General features: G+C 37.1%; 19 protein-coding genes. 17 read left to right on the forward strand and 2 right to left on the reverse strand.

The genetic code is table 11. The features are described 5' to 3' along the window. The 8 genes from AAX15_RS00240 to cpdB form a co-directional block, all read left to right on the forward strand. Nucleotides 1–616, forward strand: a 616-nt coding sequence (locus tag AAX15_RS00240) for a Rossmann-fold NAD(P)-binding domain-containing protein (RefSeq protein ID WP_046938572.1), incomplete at its 5' end; no start/stop codon positions are given. Nucleotides 617–625: 9 nt separating this feature from the next. Next, nucleotides 626–1,558, forward strand: coding sequence for a carbamate kinase (gene arcC, locus AAX15_RS00245; protein ID WP_046938573.1), 933 nt, complete (start codon nt 626–628; stop codon nt 1,556–1,558). 105 nt (nt 1,559–1,663) lie between these two features. Next, the gene (locus AAX15_RS00250) at nt 1,664–3,193 is read left to right on the forward strand and encodes a YfcC family protein (protein ID WP_005644136.1); all 1,530 of its coding nucleotides are present in this window, start codon (nt 1,664–1,666) and stop codon (nt 3,191–3,193) included. Nucleotides 3,194–3,286: 93 nt separating this feature from the next. Further along, nucleotides 3,287–3,754 (forward strand): Lrp/AsnC family transcriptional regulator, encoded by a 468-nt coding sequence (locus AAX15_RS00255; protein WP_046938574.1) that lies wholly within the window; start codon nt 3,287–3,289, stop codon nt 3,752–3,754. An 81-nt stretch (nt 3,755–3,835) separates the two neighbouring features. Further along, nucleotides 3,836–4,540 (forward strand): dipeptidase PepE, encoded by a 705-nt coding sequence (pepE, locus tag AAX15_RS00260; protein WP_046938575.1) that lies wholly within the window; start codon nt 3,836–3,838, stop codon nt 4,538–4,540. A 17-nt stretch (nt 4,541–4,557) separates the two neighbouring features. Next, nucleotides 4,558–5,853 carry a C4-dicarboxylate transporter DcuC gene (gene dcuC / locus AAX15_RS00265; RefSeq protein ID WP_046938576.1) on the forward strand — a complete coding sequence of 432 codons (1,296 nt, stop codon included), beginning with the start codon at nt 4,558–4,560 and terminating at the stop codon, nt 5,851–5,853. Between the two features lie 70 nt (nt 5,854–5,923). Beyond that, nucleotides 5,924–7,195 (forward strand): M20 family metallo-hydrolase, encoded by a 1,272-nt coding sequence (locus tag AAX15_RS00270; RefSeq protein ID WP_046938577.1) that lies wholly within the window; start codon nt 5,924–5,926, stop codon nt 7,193–7,195. A 92-nt stretch (nt 7,196–7,287) separates the two neighbouring features. Then, nucleotides 7,288–9,261 carry a 2',3'-cyclic-nucleotide 2'-phosphodiesterase gene (gene cpdB, locus AAX15_RS00275; RefSeq protein ID WP_046938578.1) on the forward strand — a complete coding sequence of 658 codons (1,974 nt, stop codon included), beginning with the start codon at nt 7,288–7,290 and terminating at the stop codon, nt 9,259–9,261. A gap of 85 nt (nt 9,262–9,346) precedes the next feature. On the opposite strand, the gene AAX15_RS00280 is transcribed toward cpdB, so the two are convergent. Then, entirely contained in the window at nt 9,347–9,739 is a 393-nt protein-coding gene (locus AAX15_RS00280; protein WP_046938579.1) for a Cd(II)/Pb(II)-responsive transcriptional regulator, read from the reverse strand. 24 nt (nt 9,740–9,763) lie between these two features. Further along, a complete protein-coding gene (locus AAX15_RS00285) occupies nt 9,764–10,441 on the reverse strand; it encodes a cation diffusion facilitator family transporter (RefSeq protein ID WP_046938580.1) in 678 nt (225 codons plus the stop codon). Between the two features lie 508 nt (nt 10,442–10,949). On the opposite strand from AAX15_RS00285, the gene mnmG reads away from it, so the two are divergent. The 9 genes from mnmG to atpG form a co-directional block, all read left to right on the forward strand. After that, nucleotides 10,950–12,839, forward strand: a complete 1,890-nt coding sequence (gene mnmG, locus AAX15_RS00290) for a tRNA uridine-5-carboxymethylaminomethyl(34) synthesis enzyme MnmG (protein ID WP_046938581.1) — start codon at nt 10,950–10,952, stop codon at nt 12,837–12,839. Between the two features lie 170 nt (nt 12,840–13,009). Beyond that, the gene (gene rsmG, locus AAX15_RS00295) at nt 13,010–13,621 is read left to right on the forward strand and encodes a 16S rRNA (guanine(527)-N(7))-methyltransferase RsmG (protein ID WP_005635317.1); all 612 of its coding nucleotides are present in this window, start codon (nt 13,010–13,012) and stop codon (nt 13,619–13,621) included. A gap of 125 nt (nt 13,622–13,746) precedes the next feature. Beyond that, nucleotides 13,747–14,121 (forward strand): ATP synthase subunit I, encoded by a 375-nt coding sequence (locus AAX15_RS00300; protein ID WP_005635315.1) that lies wholly within the window; start codon nt 13,747–13,749, stop codon nt 14,119–14,121. Between the two features lie 36 nt (nt 14,122–14,157). After that, nucleotides 14,158–14,955 carry a F0F1 ATP synthase subunit A gene (gene atpB / locus AAX15_RS00305; RefSeq protein WP_005635314.1) on the forward strand — a complete coding sequence of 266 codons (798 nt, stop codon included), beginning with the start codon at nt 14,158–14,160 and terminating at the stop codon, nt 14,953–14,955. A gap of 48 nt (nt 14,956–15,003) precedes the next feature. Further along, the gene (gene atpE / locus AAX15_RS00310; protein WP_046938582.1) at nt 15,004–15,258 is read left to right on the forward strand and encodes a F0F1 ATP synthase subunit C; all 255 of its coding nucleotides are present in this window, start codon (nt 15,004–15,006) and stop codon (nt 15,256–15,258) included. Between the two features lie 38 nt (nt 15,259–15,296). Further along, nucleotides 15,297–15,767: a F0F1 ATP synthase subunit B gene (gene atpF / locus AAX15_RS00315; protein WP_005635312.1), complete on the forward strand. Its 471-nt coding sequence runs from the start codon at nt 15,297–15,299 to the stop codon at nt 15,765–15,767. Between the two features lie 12 nt (nt 15,768–15,779). Continuing rightward, nucleotides 15,780–16,313, forward strand: a complete 534-nt coding sequence (atpH, locus tag AAX15_RS00320) for a F0F1 ATP synthase subunit delta (protein ID WP_046938583.1) — start codon at nt 15,780–15,782, stop codon at nt 16,311–16,313. A 12-nt stretch (nt 16,314–16,325) separates the two neighbouring features. After that, nucleotides 16,326–17,867 carry a F0F1 ATP synthase subunit alpha gene (gene atpA / locus AAX15_RS00325; RefSeq protein ID WP_005629241.1) on the forward strand — a complete coding sequence of 514 codons (1,542 nt, stop codon included), beginning with the start codon at nt 16,326–16,328 and terminating at the stop codon, nt 17,865–17,867. Between the two features lie 15 nt (nt 17,868–17,882). Then, a partial coding sequence (gene atpG, locus AAX15_RS00330) for an ATP synthase F1 subunit gamma (protein ID WP_046938584.1) occupies nt 17,883–18,447 on the forward strand: 565 nt, incomplete at its 3' end.

Consider the following 18,447-nt stretch of genomic DNA (forward strand, 5'->3'; position numbering starts at 1 on the left):
AACCGATGAATTCCACCCAACACAAATTCTTGCCGACGTACTTACCATGATTGAACATTGCGACAAACCATTAAGCGAAATTAGCTATGTATATATTGGGGATGCTCGCAATAACATGGGTAATTCACTTTTATTAATTGGTGCAAAATTAGGTATGGATGTGCGTATTTGTGGACCTAAAGCATTATTACCAGAAGCAAGTCTTGTGGAAATGTGCGAAAAATTTGCGAAAGAAAGTGGCGCTCGTATTACTGTAACTGAAGATATAGACAAAGCGGTGAAAGGTGTAGATTTTGTTCATACTGATGTGTGGGTTTCAATGGGTGAACCATTAGAAACTTGGGGCGAACGCATTAAATTATTACTTCCTTATCAAGTCACACCTGAATTAATGAAACGCACTGGTAATCCAAAAGTAAAATTTATGCACTGCTTACCTGCCTTCCATAACAGTGAAACCAAAGTTGGTCGTCAAATTGCTGAAAAATATCCTGAATTAGCTAATGGTATTGAAGTGACTGAAGATGTATTTGAATCTCCAATGAACATTGCATTTGAACAAGCAGAAAACCGTATGCACACAATTAAAGCAGTCATGGTAGCAAGTTTGGCATAAGGAGAACGTATGAGAATAGTGATTGCATTAGGCGGTAATGCGTTATTACGACGCGGAGAGCCGCTGACAGCCGAAAATCAACGACAAAATGTTCGCATTGCTTGTGAGCAAATTGCTAAGATTTGGCCAAATAATGAATTAGTAATTGCGCACGGTAATGGCCCACAAGTGGGTTTGCTCGCCTTACAAGGTGCTGCCTATACTAATGTGCCAACCTATCCTTTAGATGTATTAGGTGCAGAATCAGTAGGAATGATTGGTTATATGATTCAACAAGAACTCGGTAATTTAGTTCCGTTTGAAGTGCCATTTGCAACTTTATTATCTCAAGTAGAAGTTGATATCAACGACCCAGCTTTCAAAAATCCAACTAAACCAATTGGCCCTGTTTACACGAAAGAAGAAGCTGAACGTTTGGCAAAAGAAAAAAATTGGTCTATCGCACAAGATGGTGATAAATACCGTCGAGTTGTGCCAAGCCCATTACCAAAACGTATTTTTGAAATTCGTCCAGTCAAATGGTTGCTTGAAAAAGGCAGTATCGTAATTTGTGCCGGGGGCGGTGGCATTCCGACCTATTATGATGAACACCATAATTTACAAGGTGTTGAAGCTGTTATCGACAAAGATTTATGTTCAGCTTTACTTGCAGAAAATCTTGACGCTGATTTATTTATCATCGCAACAGACGTTTCCGCAACTTTCGTAGATTGGGGTAAACCAACTCAAAAAGCAATTTCTGTCGCATCACCTGAAGCCATTTCAGAACTTGGTTTCGCTGCAGGTTCCATGGGGCCCAAAGTACAAGCCGCGATCAACTTTGCGAAACAAACAGGAAAAGATGCAGTAATAGGCTCTTTATCTGATATTGTGGACATTGTGAAAGGAAAAGCTGGTACTCGTATTACGAAAAAAGCTGAAGGCATATCCTATTATGCTTAAATAATAAAAGAACTTTGAGAAATCATTCTCAAAGTAAAAAGTGCGGTCGGTTTAACCGATGTTTTTACCAACCGCACTTTAAACGTTACACATAAGGAGCTCGCTATGGATGCGTCCAAAAAGAAGAAAACGTTTAATTTCCCATCAGCGTTTACCATTTTATTTGCAATCTTAATTCTCGCTGTTGGATTGACCTGGGTAATTCCATCCGGTTCATATTCAAAATTAACATATAACTCCACTGATAATGTTTTTGTGGTCAAAGCTTACGGCGTTGACGATAAAACTTATCCCGCCACAACAGACACTCTTGATAATCTCAATATCAAAATTAAACTCTCCAACTTCACCGAAGGCGTAATCAAAAAACCAATCGCTATTCCAGGCACCTATCAACGTGTAGAACAACACCACAAAGGCATTGAAGACATCACCAAAAGTATGGTAGAAGGCACCATTGAAGCTGTTGATGTCATGGTCTTTATCTTCGTATTGGGAGGGATGATTGGTGTCATTAACCGTACTGGTTCTTTTAATGCTGGGTTGATGGCTCTCGCGAAAAAAACCAAAGGTAATGAGTTTTTTATTGTATTCAGCGTATCCGTCTTAATGGTGTTAGGCGGCACAACATGCGGTATTGAAGAAGAAGCGGTAGCATTCTATCCGATTCTGGTGCCAGTATTCTTGGCTCTGGGATACGATGCGATAGTCTGCGTAGGGGCTATATTCCTTGCTTCATCTATGGGAACTGCATTCTCTACAATTAACCCATTCTCCGTTGTTATCGCATCAAATGCAGCTGGTATTCAATTTACTGAAGGTATTGGTTTCCGTGCTCTAGGTTTAGTTTTAGGGGCAACTTGCGTAATCGCATATCTTTATTGGTACTGTAAAAAAATCAAAGCTGACCCAAGTTTTTCTTATACTTACGACGATCGCGAAGAATTCCGTCAACGTTATATGAAAAACTTTGATCCGAACACAACTATCGAATTCTCAGCTCGTCGCAAATTAATCTTAACGCTTTTCTGTATTGCATTCCCTATTATGATTTGGGGGGTAATGGTTGGCGGATGGTGGTTCCCCCAAATGGCTGCATCTTTCCTTGCCATTACTATCATCATTATGTTTATCAGTGGCTTGTCTGAAAAAGATATTGTGGAATCCTTCACAGAAGGCGCATCAGAATTAGTAGGCGTGTCATTAATCATTGGTCTTGCTCGTGGCGTGAACTTAGTACTCGAACAAGGTATGATTTCTGACACTATCCTTGATTATATGTCTAATGTAGTTAGTGGTATGCCAGGTAGCGTATTCATCTTAGGTCAATTAGTCGTATTTATTTTCCTAGGTTTAATCGTACCGTCTTCTTCTGGTTTAGCTGTACTTTCAATGCCAATTATGGCACCACTTGCTGATTCAGTAGGCATTCCACGCGATATCGTGGTTTCCGCTTACAACTGGGGACAATATGCAATGCTATTCTTGGCACCAACAGGATTAGTATTGGTGACACTCCAAATGTTGCATATTCCATTTGATAGATGGGTTAAATTCGTCATGCCAATGATTGGATGCTTATTGCTAATTGGTTCCATTTTATTGGTAGTACAAGTATCTTTATATAGTGTTTAACTAATTAGTCAAATTGCCGCCTAGATCACAGTTTTTCTAGGCGGTTTCTTTTATAATAAGTTATCTTTTTTGTTAGCATAAAAAGGATTTACTATGCTTAAAAAATATTTCGATAATATCGATACTCGTATTCTTAAAGCATTACAACGAAATGGTCGATTACAAAATAATGAACTGGCCAACGAAATAGGTCTCTCCAATTCAGCTTGTTTACGTCGAGTAAATCAATTAGAAGAGAGTGGCGTAATTGATAACTATGTAGCCTTATTAAATCCTAAAAAAGTAAACTGTAATCTCATCGTTTATGCATTAGGCTCTTTCTTTGAAGAAGACCTAGAATTAAAAGAGCGGTTTATTTTTGAGGTAAAATTAATCCCACAGATCATCGAATGTCATTTTATGGCAGGAACTTTCGATTTTCTTCTTAAACTTTGTGTATCAGATTTAGAAGAATTTAACCACATTAAAACCACCTATCTTAATTCCAGGCTTGGCATTAAAACCTTAAAATCAGAAGTAACACTAAAAACGGTTAAATCAACAACTGAGTTGCCTTTATAAAAATCCAGCTTTTATGCTGGATTTTGTTTTTAGCTTCGGCATAATAGCAATAACTTTTCATCCCTAAAAAGGATTATAAATATGAAAAACATGTTACTGCTCAGTAGCTCAAAATACAAGAACACTGGTTATCTTGAACACACCATACCTTGGTTACAAAATTTCTTGTCTAATTATCGTGGTAAAACAATTGCTTTTGTTCCTTATGCTGGGGTACGTCGCACTTTTGATGAATATGAAAAAACTGTGCAAAATACACTTTCTGATTTAGGGATGAATATTGTTTCCGTTCATCATGGTAAACAGCATCGAGATATCATTGAACAAGCAGATGTCATTGCTATTGGCGGCGGGAATACATTTTGTTTGTTAAAACAACTTTATGAACATAATTTGATTGATATCATTTGTGAAAAAGTAAATAACGGTACGCCTTATTTTGGTTGGAGTGCTGGGGCCAATGTAGCTGGCGCATCTATTATGACAACTAATGATATGCCAATTACTTATCCTCCTTCATTTCAAGCATTACAACTTTTTCCTCATCAAATTAATCCGCACTTTATTTCAGGTAAAATGCAAGGCCACAATGGTGAAAGCCGAGAAGAACGTTTGGCAGAATTTTTACTCGTTAATCCAACTGCATTTGTATATGCCTTACCTGAAGGTTCTGCGCTTCATATACAAAATGAAATGGCAACTGTGCTGGGTGAAAATCCTATTTTGTGCTTCAGTGAAAATATGGAATGTGGCACATTTGATATCAATACAACTTTTTCTTATTAACTTAAAGGGAACATATAATGGAATTATTCAAATCCATCGTTGCAGTGATTGGCATTATTGCCACAATTTATTTTCTAATTAAAAAAGCCGAAACCCGAACCGTTTTGATTGGTGTCGGTTTAATAATGTCCATTCTTACGCTGAATCCAATGGGCGCATTAGATGCTTTTGCTAAAAGCATGACATCTGGCGGATTAATTATGGCTATCTGTTCTAGTATGGGTTTTGCTTATGTAATGAAATACACTCAATGTGATACTCATCTAGTGCATTTACTTACCAAACCATTAAGCGGATTAAAATTCTTCTTAATTCCTATTGCAACAGTCATCACCTTTTTCATCAATATTGCTATTCCTTCTGCTGCTGGTTGTGCAGCTGCGGTTGGTGCAACATTAATTCCTGTTTTAAAAAGTGCGGGTGTTCGACCAGCTACTGCTGGGGCAGCTATTTTAGCTGGGACTTTTGGATCAATGATGAGCCCGGGTTCTTCTCACTCAGCAATGATTAGTGAAATGTCAGGCTTAACTATCGCTCAAGTAAACATTTCACATGCGCCATATAACATGATTGCGGGAGCAATAGGTGCGGTTGTTTTAACAATTCTTGCGCTTGTTTTTAAAGATTATGGTGAACAACATCGCCAAGCTTATCTTGCAGAACAAAAAGAAAGTGAAATTAAAGTTGTTGAAGGCGTCAATGTACTTTATGCCCTTGCACCATTAATACCATTAGTTATTTTAGTGATTGGTGGAACGTCATTACAACAAGTGCCAGGTCTTGAATGGACTAAAATGGGTGTGCCTCAAGCGATGCTCATTGGCGCAATTTACGGCATTATCGTCACTCGAATTTCCCCAGTAAAAATTACTGAAGAATTTTTCAATGGTATGGGAAATTCTTATGCAAACGTACTTGGTATCATCATTGCAGCCAGTGTATTTGTAGCAGGTTTAAAATCTACGGGCGCAGTTGATGCTGCAATTTCTTTCTTAAAAGAATCCAACGAATTTGTACGTTGGGGTGCAACAATTGGACCATTCTTAATGGGATTAATTACAGGTTCTGGCGATGCTGCAGCGATTGCCTTTAACAGTGCCGTCACACCACATGCTGTAGAACTTGGCTACACTCATGTAAATCTTGGTATGGCAGCAGCTATTGCTGGTGCACTCGGTCGTACAGCTTCACCAATTGCAGGTGTAACCATTGTTTGTGCAGGCCTTGCGATGGTAAGCCCAGTAGAAATGGTAAAGCGTACCGCACCAGGCATGATACTTGCTGTTTTATTCTTGGCATTATTTATGTTGTAGAAATAGTAAAAAATTGACCGCACTTTATTTAAGTGCGGTCTGTTTTTATAGACTTTTAAAGGAGAAAAAAATGAACTTAGATTTAAATCAACTTGTTAAATGGCGTCGTGAATTTCATCATTTTCCAGAAATTGGTTGGAGTGAATTTTGGACAACTTCTCGCATTGCGGATTACTTGGAAGAGTTAGGTTGTTTTGAAATTTTTCTTGGCAAACAAATTATAAATCCGGACTTTGTTCGTGGACGAAAACAAGCCGTAGTAGATAAAGGTTTAGCTAATGCAAAAGCCTATGGAGCCAATGAAAAATGGCTCGAAAAAATGGAAGGGTACACTGGTTGTGTAGCATTATTTGATTCAGGCAAACCAGGAAAAACTATTGCATTACGTTTTGACATAGACTGTGTGAATGTAACGGAAACTCGTTCACCAGAGCATATTCCAAATAAAGAAGGTTTTGCCTCAATTAACGATGGTTTTATGCATGCTTGTGGACATGATTCACACATTACAATAGGTTTAGGCGTTGCATTATGGATTGCTCAGAACAAAGATAAACTCACTGGAAAAGTAAAAATTGTATTTCAACCAGCAGAAGAAGGTGTTCGTGGTGCAGCAGCCATTGCACAAAGTGGCATAATTGATGATGCAGATTATTTTGCTTCTTCACACATTAGTTTTTGCGCGAATACAGGCACAGTTATTGCTAATCCAAGAAATTTTCTTTCCACTACAAAAATTGATATTCGCTATAAAGGTAAACCTGCACATGCAGGTGCTGCTCCCCATTTAGGTCGTAATGCTTTATTAGCCGCAGCGCATACAGTCACTCAACTTCATGGTATTGCACGCCATGGTGAAGGCATGACAAGAATTAATGTGGGTGTGCTAAAAGCGGGTGAAGGACGAAATGTCATTCCATCCTCTGCTGAATTACAATTAGAAGTGCGGGGAGAAAATAAAGCAATTAATGAATACATGACTGAACAAGTCATGCAAATAGCTAAAGGTATCTCCATAAGTTTTGATGTAGCATATGAAACTGAAATTGTAGGTGAAGCAGTGGATATGAATAATGATGTTGAACTTATAAAACTCATCGAAGAAATATCTCTTGAACAACCACAAATAAATAACGTAAATTCAGATTATGCTTTCAATGCAAGTGAAGATGCGACTATTTTAGGTAGACGTGTACAAGAACACGGAGGCAAAGCTATTTACTTCATTCTTGGAGCAGATCGCACAGCAGGTCATCATGAAGCTGAATTTGATTTTGATGAAAATCAATTACTTACTGGGGTTAATATTTATACATCTTTAGTACAAAGATTATTAGCTTAATTAAATAAAAATATTTTTACTCCTTTCTTTTAAGAATCCTCTATTTTTCTTAGAATAAAGGCAATATCTACTCACCTTATAAGGAAAACTCAATGATTAATAGACGTCATTTTATTCAAATTGGTGCAAGCAGTATTCTTGCATTAAGTGCAAGCCGTTTTGCGACAGCAAAAGGTAAACATGATGTAGATTTACGTATTGTTGCTACTACTGACGTTCATAGCTTTTTAACAGACTTTGATTATTACAAAGACGCCCCAACCGAGAAATTCGGTTTTACTCGTGCAGCAAGCCTTATTCGTCAAGCACGTGCTGAAGTAAAAAATAGCGTATTAGTTGATAACGGGGACTTAATTCAAGGTAACCCTATTGCTGATTATCAAGCTGCACAAGGCTATAAAGAAGGCAAATCTAACCCTGCGGTTGATTGCTTAAATGCAATGCATTATGAAGTGGGGACTTTAGGTAACCACGAATTTAACTATGGTTTAGATTATTTAGCTGATTGTATCAAACAAGCTAAATTCCCAATTGTAAATGCCAACGTAGTAAAAGTCGGAACTGAAGAACCTTATTTCACACCTTATGTCATTCAAGAAAAATCAGTTGTTGATAATCAAGGTAAAACACATAAATTAAAAATTGGTTACATCGGTTTTGTGCCACCGCAAATCATGGTTTGGGATAAAGCAAACCTTCAAGGCAAAGTTGAAACCCGTGATATTGTAAAAACAGCACAAAAATATGTACCTGAAATGAAGAAAAAAGGGGCTGATATTGTCGTTGCATTAGCTCACACAGGTCCATCTGATGAACCTTATCAAGAAGGTGCTGAAAACTCAGCATTCTATCTAGCTGATGTACCACATATTGACGCCGTCATTTTTGGTCACTCACACCGTTTATTCCCAAATAAAGAATTTGCGAAATCACCAAATGCAGACATTGTAAATGGTACAGTAAAAGGTGTACCAGAAAGTATGGCTGGTTACTGGGCAAATAATATCAGCGTGGTGGATTTAGGATTAACAGAACACAAAGGCAAATGGATTGTTACCTCTGGAAAAGCGGTTCTTCGCCCAATCTATGATGCAGAAAATAAAAAAGCGCTTGCAGAAAATGACCCAGAAATTACCGCACTTTTAAAACCAGTTCACGAAGCGACACGTAAATTTGTTTCTCAACCTATTGGTAAAGCAACAGATAATATGTACAGCTATCTTGCATTAGTACAAGATGATCCAACCATCCAAATAGTGAACCAAGCACAAAAAGCCTATGTAGAAAAAGTTGCACCAAGTGTTGCAGCAATGGCTGGCTTACCTATTTTAAGTGCAGGCGCACCATTTAAAGCGGGTGGTCGTAAAAATGACCCAACAGGTTATACCGAAGTAAATAAAGGTGAATTAACTTTCCGTAATGCGGCAGACTTATATCTCTATCCAAATACATTAGTGGTTGTTAAAGCGACAGGCGAACAATTAAAAGAATGGTTAGAATGTAGTGCTGGTATGTTTAAACAAATTGACCCTACAAGTGATAAACCACAATCATTAATCGACTGGGAAGGTTTCCGCACTTACAACTTTGATGTGATTGATGGTGTCAATTATGAATACGATCTAACCAAACCTGCTCGTTACGATGGTGAATGTAAATTAATTAACCCAGAATCGCATCGTGTAGTGAATCTCACTTATCAAGGTAAACCAGTTGATCCAAAAGCAGAATTTTTGATTGCAACGAATAACTATCGTGCTTACGGTAATAAATTCCCAGGCACTGGCGATCAACATATTGTTTACGCATCACCAGATGAAAACCGTCAAATTTTAGCCGATTACATTAAAGTAACTAGTGAAAAAGAAGGTTCTGTAAACCCTAGCGCGGATAAAAACTGGCGCTTTACGCCAATCAAAGGCAATGATAAATTAGATGTCCGTTTTGAAACCTCACCAAGCGAACAAGCAGCTCAATTCATTAAAGAAAAAGCGCAGTATCCAATGAAACAAGTGGGTACAGATGAAGTTGGATTTGCTGTATATCAAATTGATTTATCTAAATAATAATTAGAAAAATAAAATGCCGCCTGAAAATCAAAATTTAGGCGGCATTTTTTCTTCTAAAGTGCGGTCAAATTTTTGAGTATTTTTACAAATTGCATTCGCTTTTCAATCCTTCTATTGCTTTACATTCCTCTTCATTATGTTCACTTTTGGTAACAATAGACTGTAAAAAATCTTTGATTTCTAATAATTGAGATATTTTATTTTCCACTTGAATCAGTTGATTAAGTACTAATTGATCTGCTTGATAATGATCTTTCATACTAAATTTAATACGATTGAGTGCCTTAATATTCTCTAAAGAGAAACCCAACGTTCGACATTTTTTGATAAATTTTAATTGTTCTACACTTTCTTCATCATAATATCGATAACCATTAGCCAATCGCTTAGGTGGCTGCAATACTCCTTGCTTTTCATAGTAGCGGATAGTTTCAATATTAGTATGCGTAGATTTACTTAATTCACTAATTTTCATTATTTCCTCAAGCAATTTTTTACTTTAATGAGAATGATCATCTAATAAGAAATTTGTATTACTATCATACAAGGATTTAACAGCTCTAGAAACTGTGGAAATACCGCTGTATAAGACAAAAAGACTTAAAATACCACTAGCCACTACATCAACCCATTGCCAATTTAACCAATAAGCACTTATTCCTGCAATAATAGCAACAACCGAACCAAATAAATCTACTAAAACATGTAAATATGCTGCACGAATATTCAAATTATGACGATTACTTTTTAGCATTATAAAAGCTACCAACAAATTAATCCCAAACCCTAGTAACGCTACACCTAACATTGGCAAAGCAGCTATTTCTATCGGAGCCTGCCAACGTGTTACAGCCTCGATAAAAATCCAAATAGCGACCCAAACTAATGAAATTCCATTGATTAAAGCCAACCATTTTTGCCATTTTAGACTTAAAAATAACCCAATCCATGCTAAAAAAATAGATAAACTATCATTTGCCATATGCCCAGCATCAGCCATCAAAGTAAGGCTGTTAAACCAATATCCCCCTAGAAATTCAACAACCATATAAAAGGTAATAATTGCAAAACTAATGCCTAATACCATTTTATTTTTAGATATTTGACTATGAGGGCAAGATGCATGCTGCTGATATGCTTTAGGGGGATTATTTTGTACTGTAGAAATTTTTTTCATTTTGCTTCCTTTACTATTTGATTTACTTTGCAAGAAGCATAAAGTCTGTAGTAACTACAAAGTCAAATCATTAAACGTACATTTAATAAAATTAATTGCTTAAAAAACTAAATTATAGGGATTTCAATAAAAATTCATTTTTATCTGTGGATAACTCATAAATAATCTGTCATAAAACTGTTTTTACTCACTTGGTAACTTTGAAAAAAAATAAAGTTGTTAATAACTTTCCATTTTACACACAAGATTTTTAAAGAAAATGATCGCATTTTCACAAGATCTTTGACTCCTATAACACCTGTTTCCATAAGGATCGAATAAGGTTACTCACAACCATAAAGGATCTTAATAGTAACAATAATAAGATCTTTATATATAAAAAGAGATCTTATTTACTAATACAAACCTGATCTTTCAAAGGATCAATAGATCCATTCTTTTTTTGTCAGGTGTTTTAAATTTCTGTAAAATAACGCCAATTTTTTGATCCGAATAAATAGAGATAGATATGTTTTACACTGAAACTTATGATGTGATTGTGATCGGTGGTGGCCATGCGGGTACAGAAGCTGCGCTTGCACCAGCTCGCATGGGATTAAAAACCCTTTTATTAACGCATAATGTAGATACTTTAGGGCAAATGTCTTGTAACCCTGCAATTGGTGGGATCGGTAAAGGTCATTTAGTAAAAGAAGTAGATGCAATGGGCGGTTTAATGGCGCATGCTGCAGATAAAGCAGGGATCCAATTTCGTACTTTAAATAGCAGTAAGGGTCCAGCAGTGCGTGCTACTCGTGCTCAAGCTGACAGAGTTCTATATCGTCAAGCTATTCGTACAGCATTAGAAAATCAACCCAATTTAGATATTTTCCAACAAGAAGCCACCGATATTCTGATTGAGCAAGATCGAGTTACAGGCGTTAGCACAAAAATGGGATTAACTTTTCGTGCTAAATCAGTGGTATTAACTGCAGGTACTTTCTTAGCCGGTAAAATTCATATTGGTTTGGAAAATTATGAAGGTGGCCGTGCAGGAGATCCTGCTTCTGTAAATCTTTCACATCGATTAAGAGATCTCGGATTACGTGTAGATCGCCTTAAAACAGGTACACCACCACGTATTGATGCGCGTACGATCAATTTTGATATTTTAACTAAACAACATGGTGATGCCGTATTACCCGTATTTTCTTTTATGGGATCTGTTTCTGATCACCCACAACAAATACCTTGTTATATCACCCACACTAATGAACAAACTCATGAAGTGATCCGTAATAATTTGGATCGCAGTCCAATGTATACCGGTGTAATTGAAGGGATCGGTCCGCGTTATTGTCCATCCATTGAAGATAAAGTGATGCGTTTTGCGGATCGTAATTCACATCAAATTTATTTGGAACCAGAAGGATTAACCAGTAACGAAGTGTATCCAAACGGGATCTCTACCAGTTTACCGTTTGACGTACAAATGGGCATTGTGAATTCTATGAAAGGTTTAGAAAACGCACGTATTGTGAAACCAGGTTATGCCATTGAATACGATTATTTTGATCCACGTGATTTAAAACCAACGTTAGAAACAAAAGCTATTTCAGGTTTATTCTTTGCGGGTCAAATTAACGGTACAACCGGTTATGAAGAAGCGGCAGCTCAAGGCTTATTGGCGGGAATTAATGCTGGCCTTTACGTACAAGAGAAAGAGGCATGGTATCCACGTCGCGATCAATCCTATACTGGCGTATTGGTTGATGACCTTTGTACGCTTGGTACCAAAGAACCGTATCGCGTATTCACTTCTCGTGCAGAATACCGTTTGTTATTACGTGAAGATAATGCGGATATTCGTTTAACGCCAATTGCTCATGAATTAGGTTTGATTGATGAGGATCGTTGGGAACGCTTTAATCAAAAAATGGAAAATATTGAACAGGAACGCCAACGCTTACGCAGCATTTGGTTGCATCCTCGTTCTGAATATTTAGAAGAAGCGAATAAAGTTCTTGGCAGCCCACTTGTGCGTGAAGCCAGCGGTGAAGATTTATTGCGCCGTCCAGAAATGACTTATGATATTTTGACTTCTTTAACGCCATACAAACCATCAATGGAAGATAGAGAAGCTGTAGAACAAGTGGAAATTGCCATTAAGTATCAAGGCTATATTGAGCATCAACAAGAAGAAATCGAAAAACAAAAACGCCATGAAAATACGGCTATCCCGGCTAACTTTGATTACAGCAAAGTGTCTGGTTTATCTAATGAAGTACGTGCGAAGTTAGAACAGCATCGTCCGGTTTCCATTGGCCAAGCGAGCCGAATTTCAGGTATCACCCCTGCAGCAATTTCAATTATTCTGGTTAATTTGAAAAAGCAAGGGATGTTAAAGCGTGGGGAATAAGATTTTCTGTGTTTGAAATTAAAAGTGCGGTGAATTTTCACCGCATTTTTTTATATTACAAATTAAAAAAATGTAATTAGTAGGCTAAATTTTTGCTGAAATAAAAACACTAAGGATTTTAACCGCACTTTCAAGTAGAATGACGACAAACAGACAAGATAGATAGAAAAATGAAAGCAAAACTCGAAAACTTACTCGCTCAAGCAGAAATTCAATTAACAGATCTACAAAAAAATCAACTAATTCAGTTGGTGCAATTACTTCATAAGTGGAATAAAGCTTATAACTTAACCTCTGTACGTGATCCACAAGAAATGTTAGTCAAACATATTTTAGATAGTCTTGTTGTAAGCCCTTATTTACAAGGCGATCGTTTCATCGATGTTGGTACAGGCCCTGGCTTGCCTGGTCTACCTTTAGCAATTATTAATCCTTCTAAACAATTTGTTCTCCTTGATAGTTTAGGCAAACGTATTAGTTTTATTAGAAATGCAGTACGTGAGCTTGGGCTCACTAATGTAACGCCTGTTTTGAGTCGAGTAGAAGAATATCAACCTGAAGATAAATTTGATGGCGTATTAAGTCGCGCTTTTGCTTCGTTAAAAGATATGACTGAGTGGTGCAATCATTTACCCAAAGAAAACGGTCATTTTTATGCATTAAAAGGTATTTATCAGGAAGATGAAATTAATGAATTGAATAAAAAATACACTATTCAAGAAGTGATTGAACTACATATTCCTGAACTTATAGGTGAGCGACATTTAATCATTTTGCGTTAAATAGTTACAAATTTGTAAAAAATTTTCTAAAAGTGTGATTTATATAACACTTTTTATGTGTTTTTAAGTTGAATCTAAAGCCAGCAAAGGTATAATCGGCGGGCTGAAATTATTTTGTAAAAGTGATGTCGTACATTTTATCTCACGCTAAAAAAAACTACAGAAAAGCTATTGTTATTGAGAGTCTTTTGCTTGTAGTTTTTTATTTGCTTATTTATGGATGGCAACGCCAAAGTGCGGTAGATTTTGGCTACGGTTTTTTAAGTGCCTTTTTACCTTTTTGTACATTCATATTTATCATTTTTTACAGAAAACAAAATTTTTCAACAAAACTGACCGCACTTTATCGTGCTGAAGCAATAAAGTTTGTTTTAACGATGGTTTTTATCATTATTGCCATTAAATGGTTATTCGTTGTCAATTTTATTGCGTTTTTTGTTGGTTTTTTATTGGCATTAGTGCTGAATAATATTATTCCACTTATTTTCAATAAAATTTAACTTTGGGTTATTCTTCTTCAGAACAAAGGATCGATTATGTCTGGACAAACTTCAATTGAATATATCCAACACCATTTAACTTATCTTACAACAGGCGAAGGTTTTTGGACGTTTAATCTTGATACGTTTTTCTTCTCTGTATTATGCGGTCTCCTTTTCTTAGCTATTTTTCGTAAAGTGGCTAAAAAAGCAACAATAGGTGTACCAGGTAAACTACAATGTGCTGTTGAAATGGCTGTAGAATGGATTGATGGTGTGGTAAAAGAAAATTATCACGGTAAACGAGATGTGGTAGCGCCGTTGGCTTTAACCATTTTCGTATGGGTGATGATTATGAATACTATTGATTTAGTACCTGTGGATTATATTCCTCAGTTGTTTGCTATTATTACAGGTGATCATCATATTCCTGTACGAGCTGTGCCCACTACGGATATGAATATGACATTTGCAATGTCGATTTCAGTATTTGTGCTGATCCTTTTTTATACGATTAAATCTAAGGGTGTTAAAGGTCTCGCCAAAGAATACACTCTACACCCTTTCAATCATTGGGCGTTTATCCCTGTTAATCTTCTTCTTGAATCCGTGACGTTGATCTCAAAGCCCGTTTCATTAGCACTTCGTTTATTCGGAAATATGTATGCTGGTGAGCTGATCTTTATTTTGATTGCCGTGATGTATTCAGCCAATGCGTTTGTGGCTGCACTGGGTGTGCCATTGCAGTTGGTATGGGCTATTTTCCATATTTTGGTCATCGCATTACAAGCCTTCGTCTTTATGATGCTTACTGTGGTTTATCTGAGTATTGCATATAATAAAGCGGAACATTAATTTTTATTTTTTATTTAACAACTCAACTCTCAACAACGGAGAAAATTTATGGAAACTGTAATTAGTGCAACAATCATTGCCTCTGCGATTATGCTTGCTTTTGCTGCGTTAGGTACTGCGATTGGCTTCGGTCTTCTTGGCGGTAAATACCTTGAATCTGCCGCTCGTCAGCCTGAATTATCTAATTCACTACTTACCAAGATGTTTATTGTTGCAGGTCTTCTTGATGCGATTGCAATGATCGCGGTAGGTATCGGTTTATACTTCGCATTCGCAAATCCATTTGCTGCATTATTAGGTTAATAAACAACAAATTTCCTAATTAACGAAGGAGGTATGTTGTGAATATTAATGCAACATTAATTGGTCAAACCATCGCCTTTATTATTTTTGTATGGTTCTGTGTGAAGTTTGTTTGGCCACCAATTATTAATGCGATTGAAACACGTCAAAGCCAAATTGCGAACGCTTTAGCGTCAGCTGAAGCAGCTAAAAAAGAGCAAGCAGATACGAAAAGTCTTGTTGAACAAGAACTTTCAGCTGCAAAAGTACAAGCTCAAGACATTTTAGATGCAGCGAATAAACGTCGCAATGAAGTATTAGACGAAGTGAAGGCAGAAGCCGAAGAACTAAAAGCAAAAATTATTGCTCAAGGTTATGCAGAAGTAGAAGCAGAACGTAAACGTGTTCAAGAAGAATTACGTCTTAAAGTGGCTTCATTGGCAGTGGCTGGTGCTGAGAAAATTGTGGGTCGTTCTATTGATGAAGCGGCAAACAATGACATTATTGATAAATTAGTTGCAGAGTTATAAGAGGCTTAGCTTATGTCAGAATTAACTACAATAGCTCGCCCTTATGCAAAAGCTGCATTCGACTTTGCCATTGAACAAAGTGCGGTCGAAAAATGGACTGAAATGTTAGGTTTTGCTGCAGCCGTAGCTGAAGATGAAACGGTAAAAGCTTACTTAAGTAGTTCTCTTTCTGCACAGAAATTAGCTGATACAGTAATTTCTATTTGTGGCGAACAATTGGATCAATATGGGCAAAATCTTATTCGGTTAATGGCTGAAAATAAGCGTTTGAATGCTATTCCTGCGGTGTTTGAAGAATTTAAACATCACGTAGAGGAGCATCAAGCTATTGCAGAAGTTGAAGTAACGTCTGCGCAACCATTGAATGCAACACAAATCGAAAAAATTGCAGCTGCAATGGAAAAAAGATTAGCTCGCAAAGTGAAATTAAATTGCAACGTGGATAACGCACTTATTGCTGGTGTGATTATTCGTACTGAAGACTTTGTGATTGACGGAAGTAGCCGTGGGCAACTTACTCGTCTCGCAAACGAGTTGCAATTATAAGAGGAATACAAGATGCAACTAAATTCAACTGAAATTAGTGAATTGATTAAAAAACGCATCGCTCAATTCGACGTGGTCAGTGAAGCGCGTAATACAGGGACAATTGTTTCTGTAAGCGATGGTATTATTCGCATCCACGGTTTAAGCGATGTGATGCAAGGTGAAATGATCGCCTTACCAGGTAATCGTTATGCGATGGCACTTAACCTTGAACGCGATTCTGTTGGTGCTGTAGTTATGGGACCTTACGCAGATTTAGCGGAAGGTATGGAAGTTCAATGTACAGGTCGTATTCTTGAAGTACCAGTTGGTCGTGGTTTATTAGGTCGTGTAGTTAATACGCTTGGTCAACCAATCGATGGTAAAGGCGAAATTGAAAATGATGGTTTCTCACCAGTAGAAGTGATTGCACCAGGCGTTATCGATCGTCGTTCTGTTGATCAACCTGTTCAAACCGGTTATAAAGCTGTTGACTCAATGGTGCCAATCGGCCGTGGTCAACGTGAATTAATCATCGGTGACCGTCAAACTGGTAAAACTGCGTTAGCAATTGACGCTATTATTAACCAACGTAATTCTGGTATTAAATGTATCTATGTTGCGATTGGTCAAAAAGCCTCTACTATCGCAAACGTCGTGCGTAAATTAGAAGAACATGGTGCGCTTGCAAATACTATCGTGGTAGCCGCATCTGCATCTGAATCAGCAGCGTTACAATATTTAGCACCTTATGCTGGTTGTGCGATGGGTGAATATTTCCGTGATCGTGGTGAAGATGCGTTAATTGTTTATGATGATTTATCAAAACAAGCTGTAGCTTATCGTCAAATTTCATTATTATTACGTCGTCCACCAGGTCGTGAAGCCTATCCAGGTGATGTGTTCTATTTACATTCTCGTTTACTAGAACGTGCTTCTCGTGTAAACGAAGATTATGTAGAAAAATTCACTAAAGGTGAAGTGAAAGGAAAAACTGGTTCTTTAACCGCACTTCCGATTATTGAAACCCAAGCTGGTGACGTATCTGCGTTTGTTCCAACCAACGTAATTTCTATTACCGATGGTCAGATCTTCTTAGAATCTAACTTGTTTAACTCAGGTATTCGTCCTGCGGTAAACCCAGGTATTTCGGTATCTCGTGTGGGTGGTTCAGCGCAAACTAAAGTTATTAAGAAATTAGCGGGTGGTATTCGTACCGCGCTAGCTCAATATCGTGAATTAGCAGCGTTTGCACAGTTTGCATCAGATCTTGATGATGCGACTCGTAAGCAACTTTCTCACGGTGAAAAAGTAACTGAATTATTAAAACAAAAACAATTTGCTCCATTATCTGTTGCAGAACAAGCGGTTGTATTGTTTGCTGTTGAATTTGGTTATTTGGATGACGTGGAATTATCAAAAATTGCAAGTTTTGAGACCGCACTTTTAGATTATTCTAACCGTAATCACGCTGAGTTTATGCAAGAGCTTACTAAAACCGGTAACTATAATGACGAAATCAAAGATACATTAAAAGGTATTTTAGATAGTTTTAAAGCGAATAGTGCTTGGTAGTAACGGAGAGATAAGATGGCAGGTGCAAAAGAGATAAAAACCAAAATTGCCAGTGTACAAAGTACACAAAAAATTACTAAGGCAATGGAAATGGTGGCGACCTCGAAAATGCGTAAAGCGCAGGATCGTATGGCTGCATCTCGTCCGTATTCTGAAACTATCCGTAACGTTATTAGTCATGTGTCTAAAGCAAGTGTCGGTTATAAACATCCGTTCTTAGTTGAGCGTGAAGTGAAGAAAATCGGTATCTTGGTTATTTCAACAGATCGTGGTATGTGTGGTGGTTTAAATGTTAATTTATTCAAAACCACACTTAACCAAATCAAAAATTGGAAAGAACAAAATATCTCTACAGATTTGGGCTTAATAGGTTCAAAAGGGATTAGTTTTTTCCGTTCCTTTGGATTTAATATCAAAGGTCAACTTTCTGGTTTGGGCGATACGCCCGCTCTAGAAGAATTAATTGGTGTCGCAAATACAATGTTTGATGCTTATCGTAATGGTGAAATTGATGCAGTTTATATTGCATACAATAAATTTGTTAATACGATGTCGCAAAAACCTGTTGTACAACAATTAG

The organism is Haemophilus haemolyticus, from assembly GCF_001008275.1.
GTDB classification, from domain to species: Bacteria; Pseudomonadota; Gammaproteobacteria; order Enterobacterales; family Pasteurellaceae; genus Haemophilus; species Haemophilus haemolyticus_P.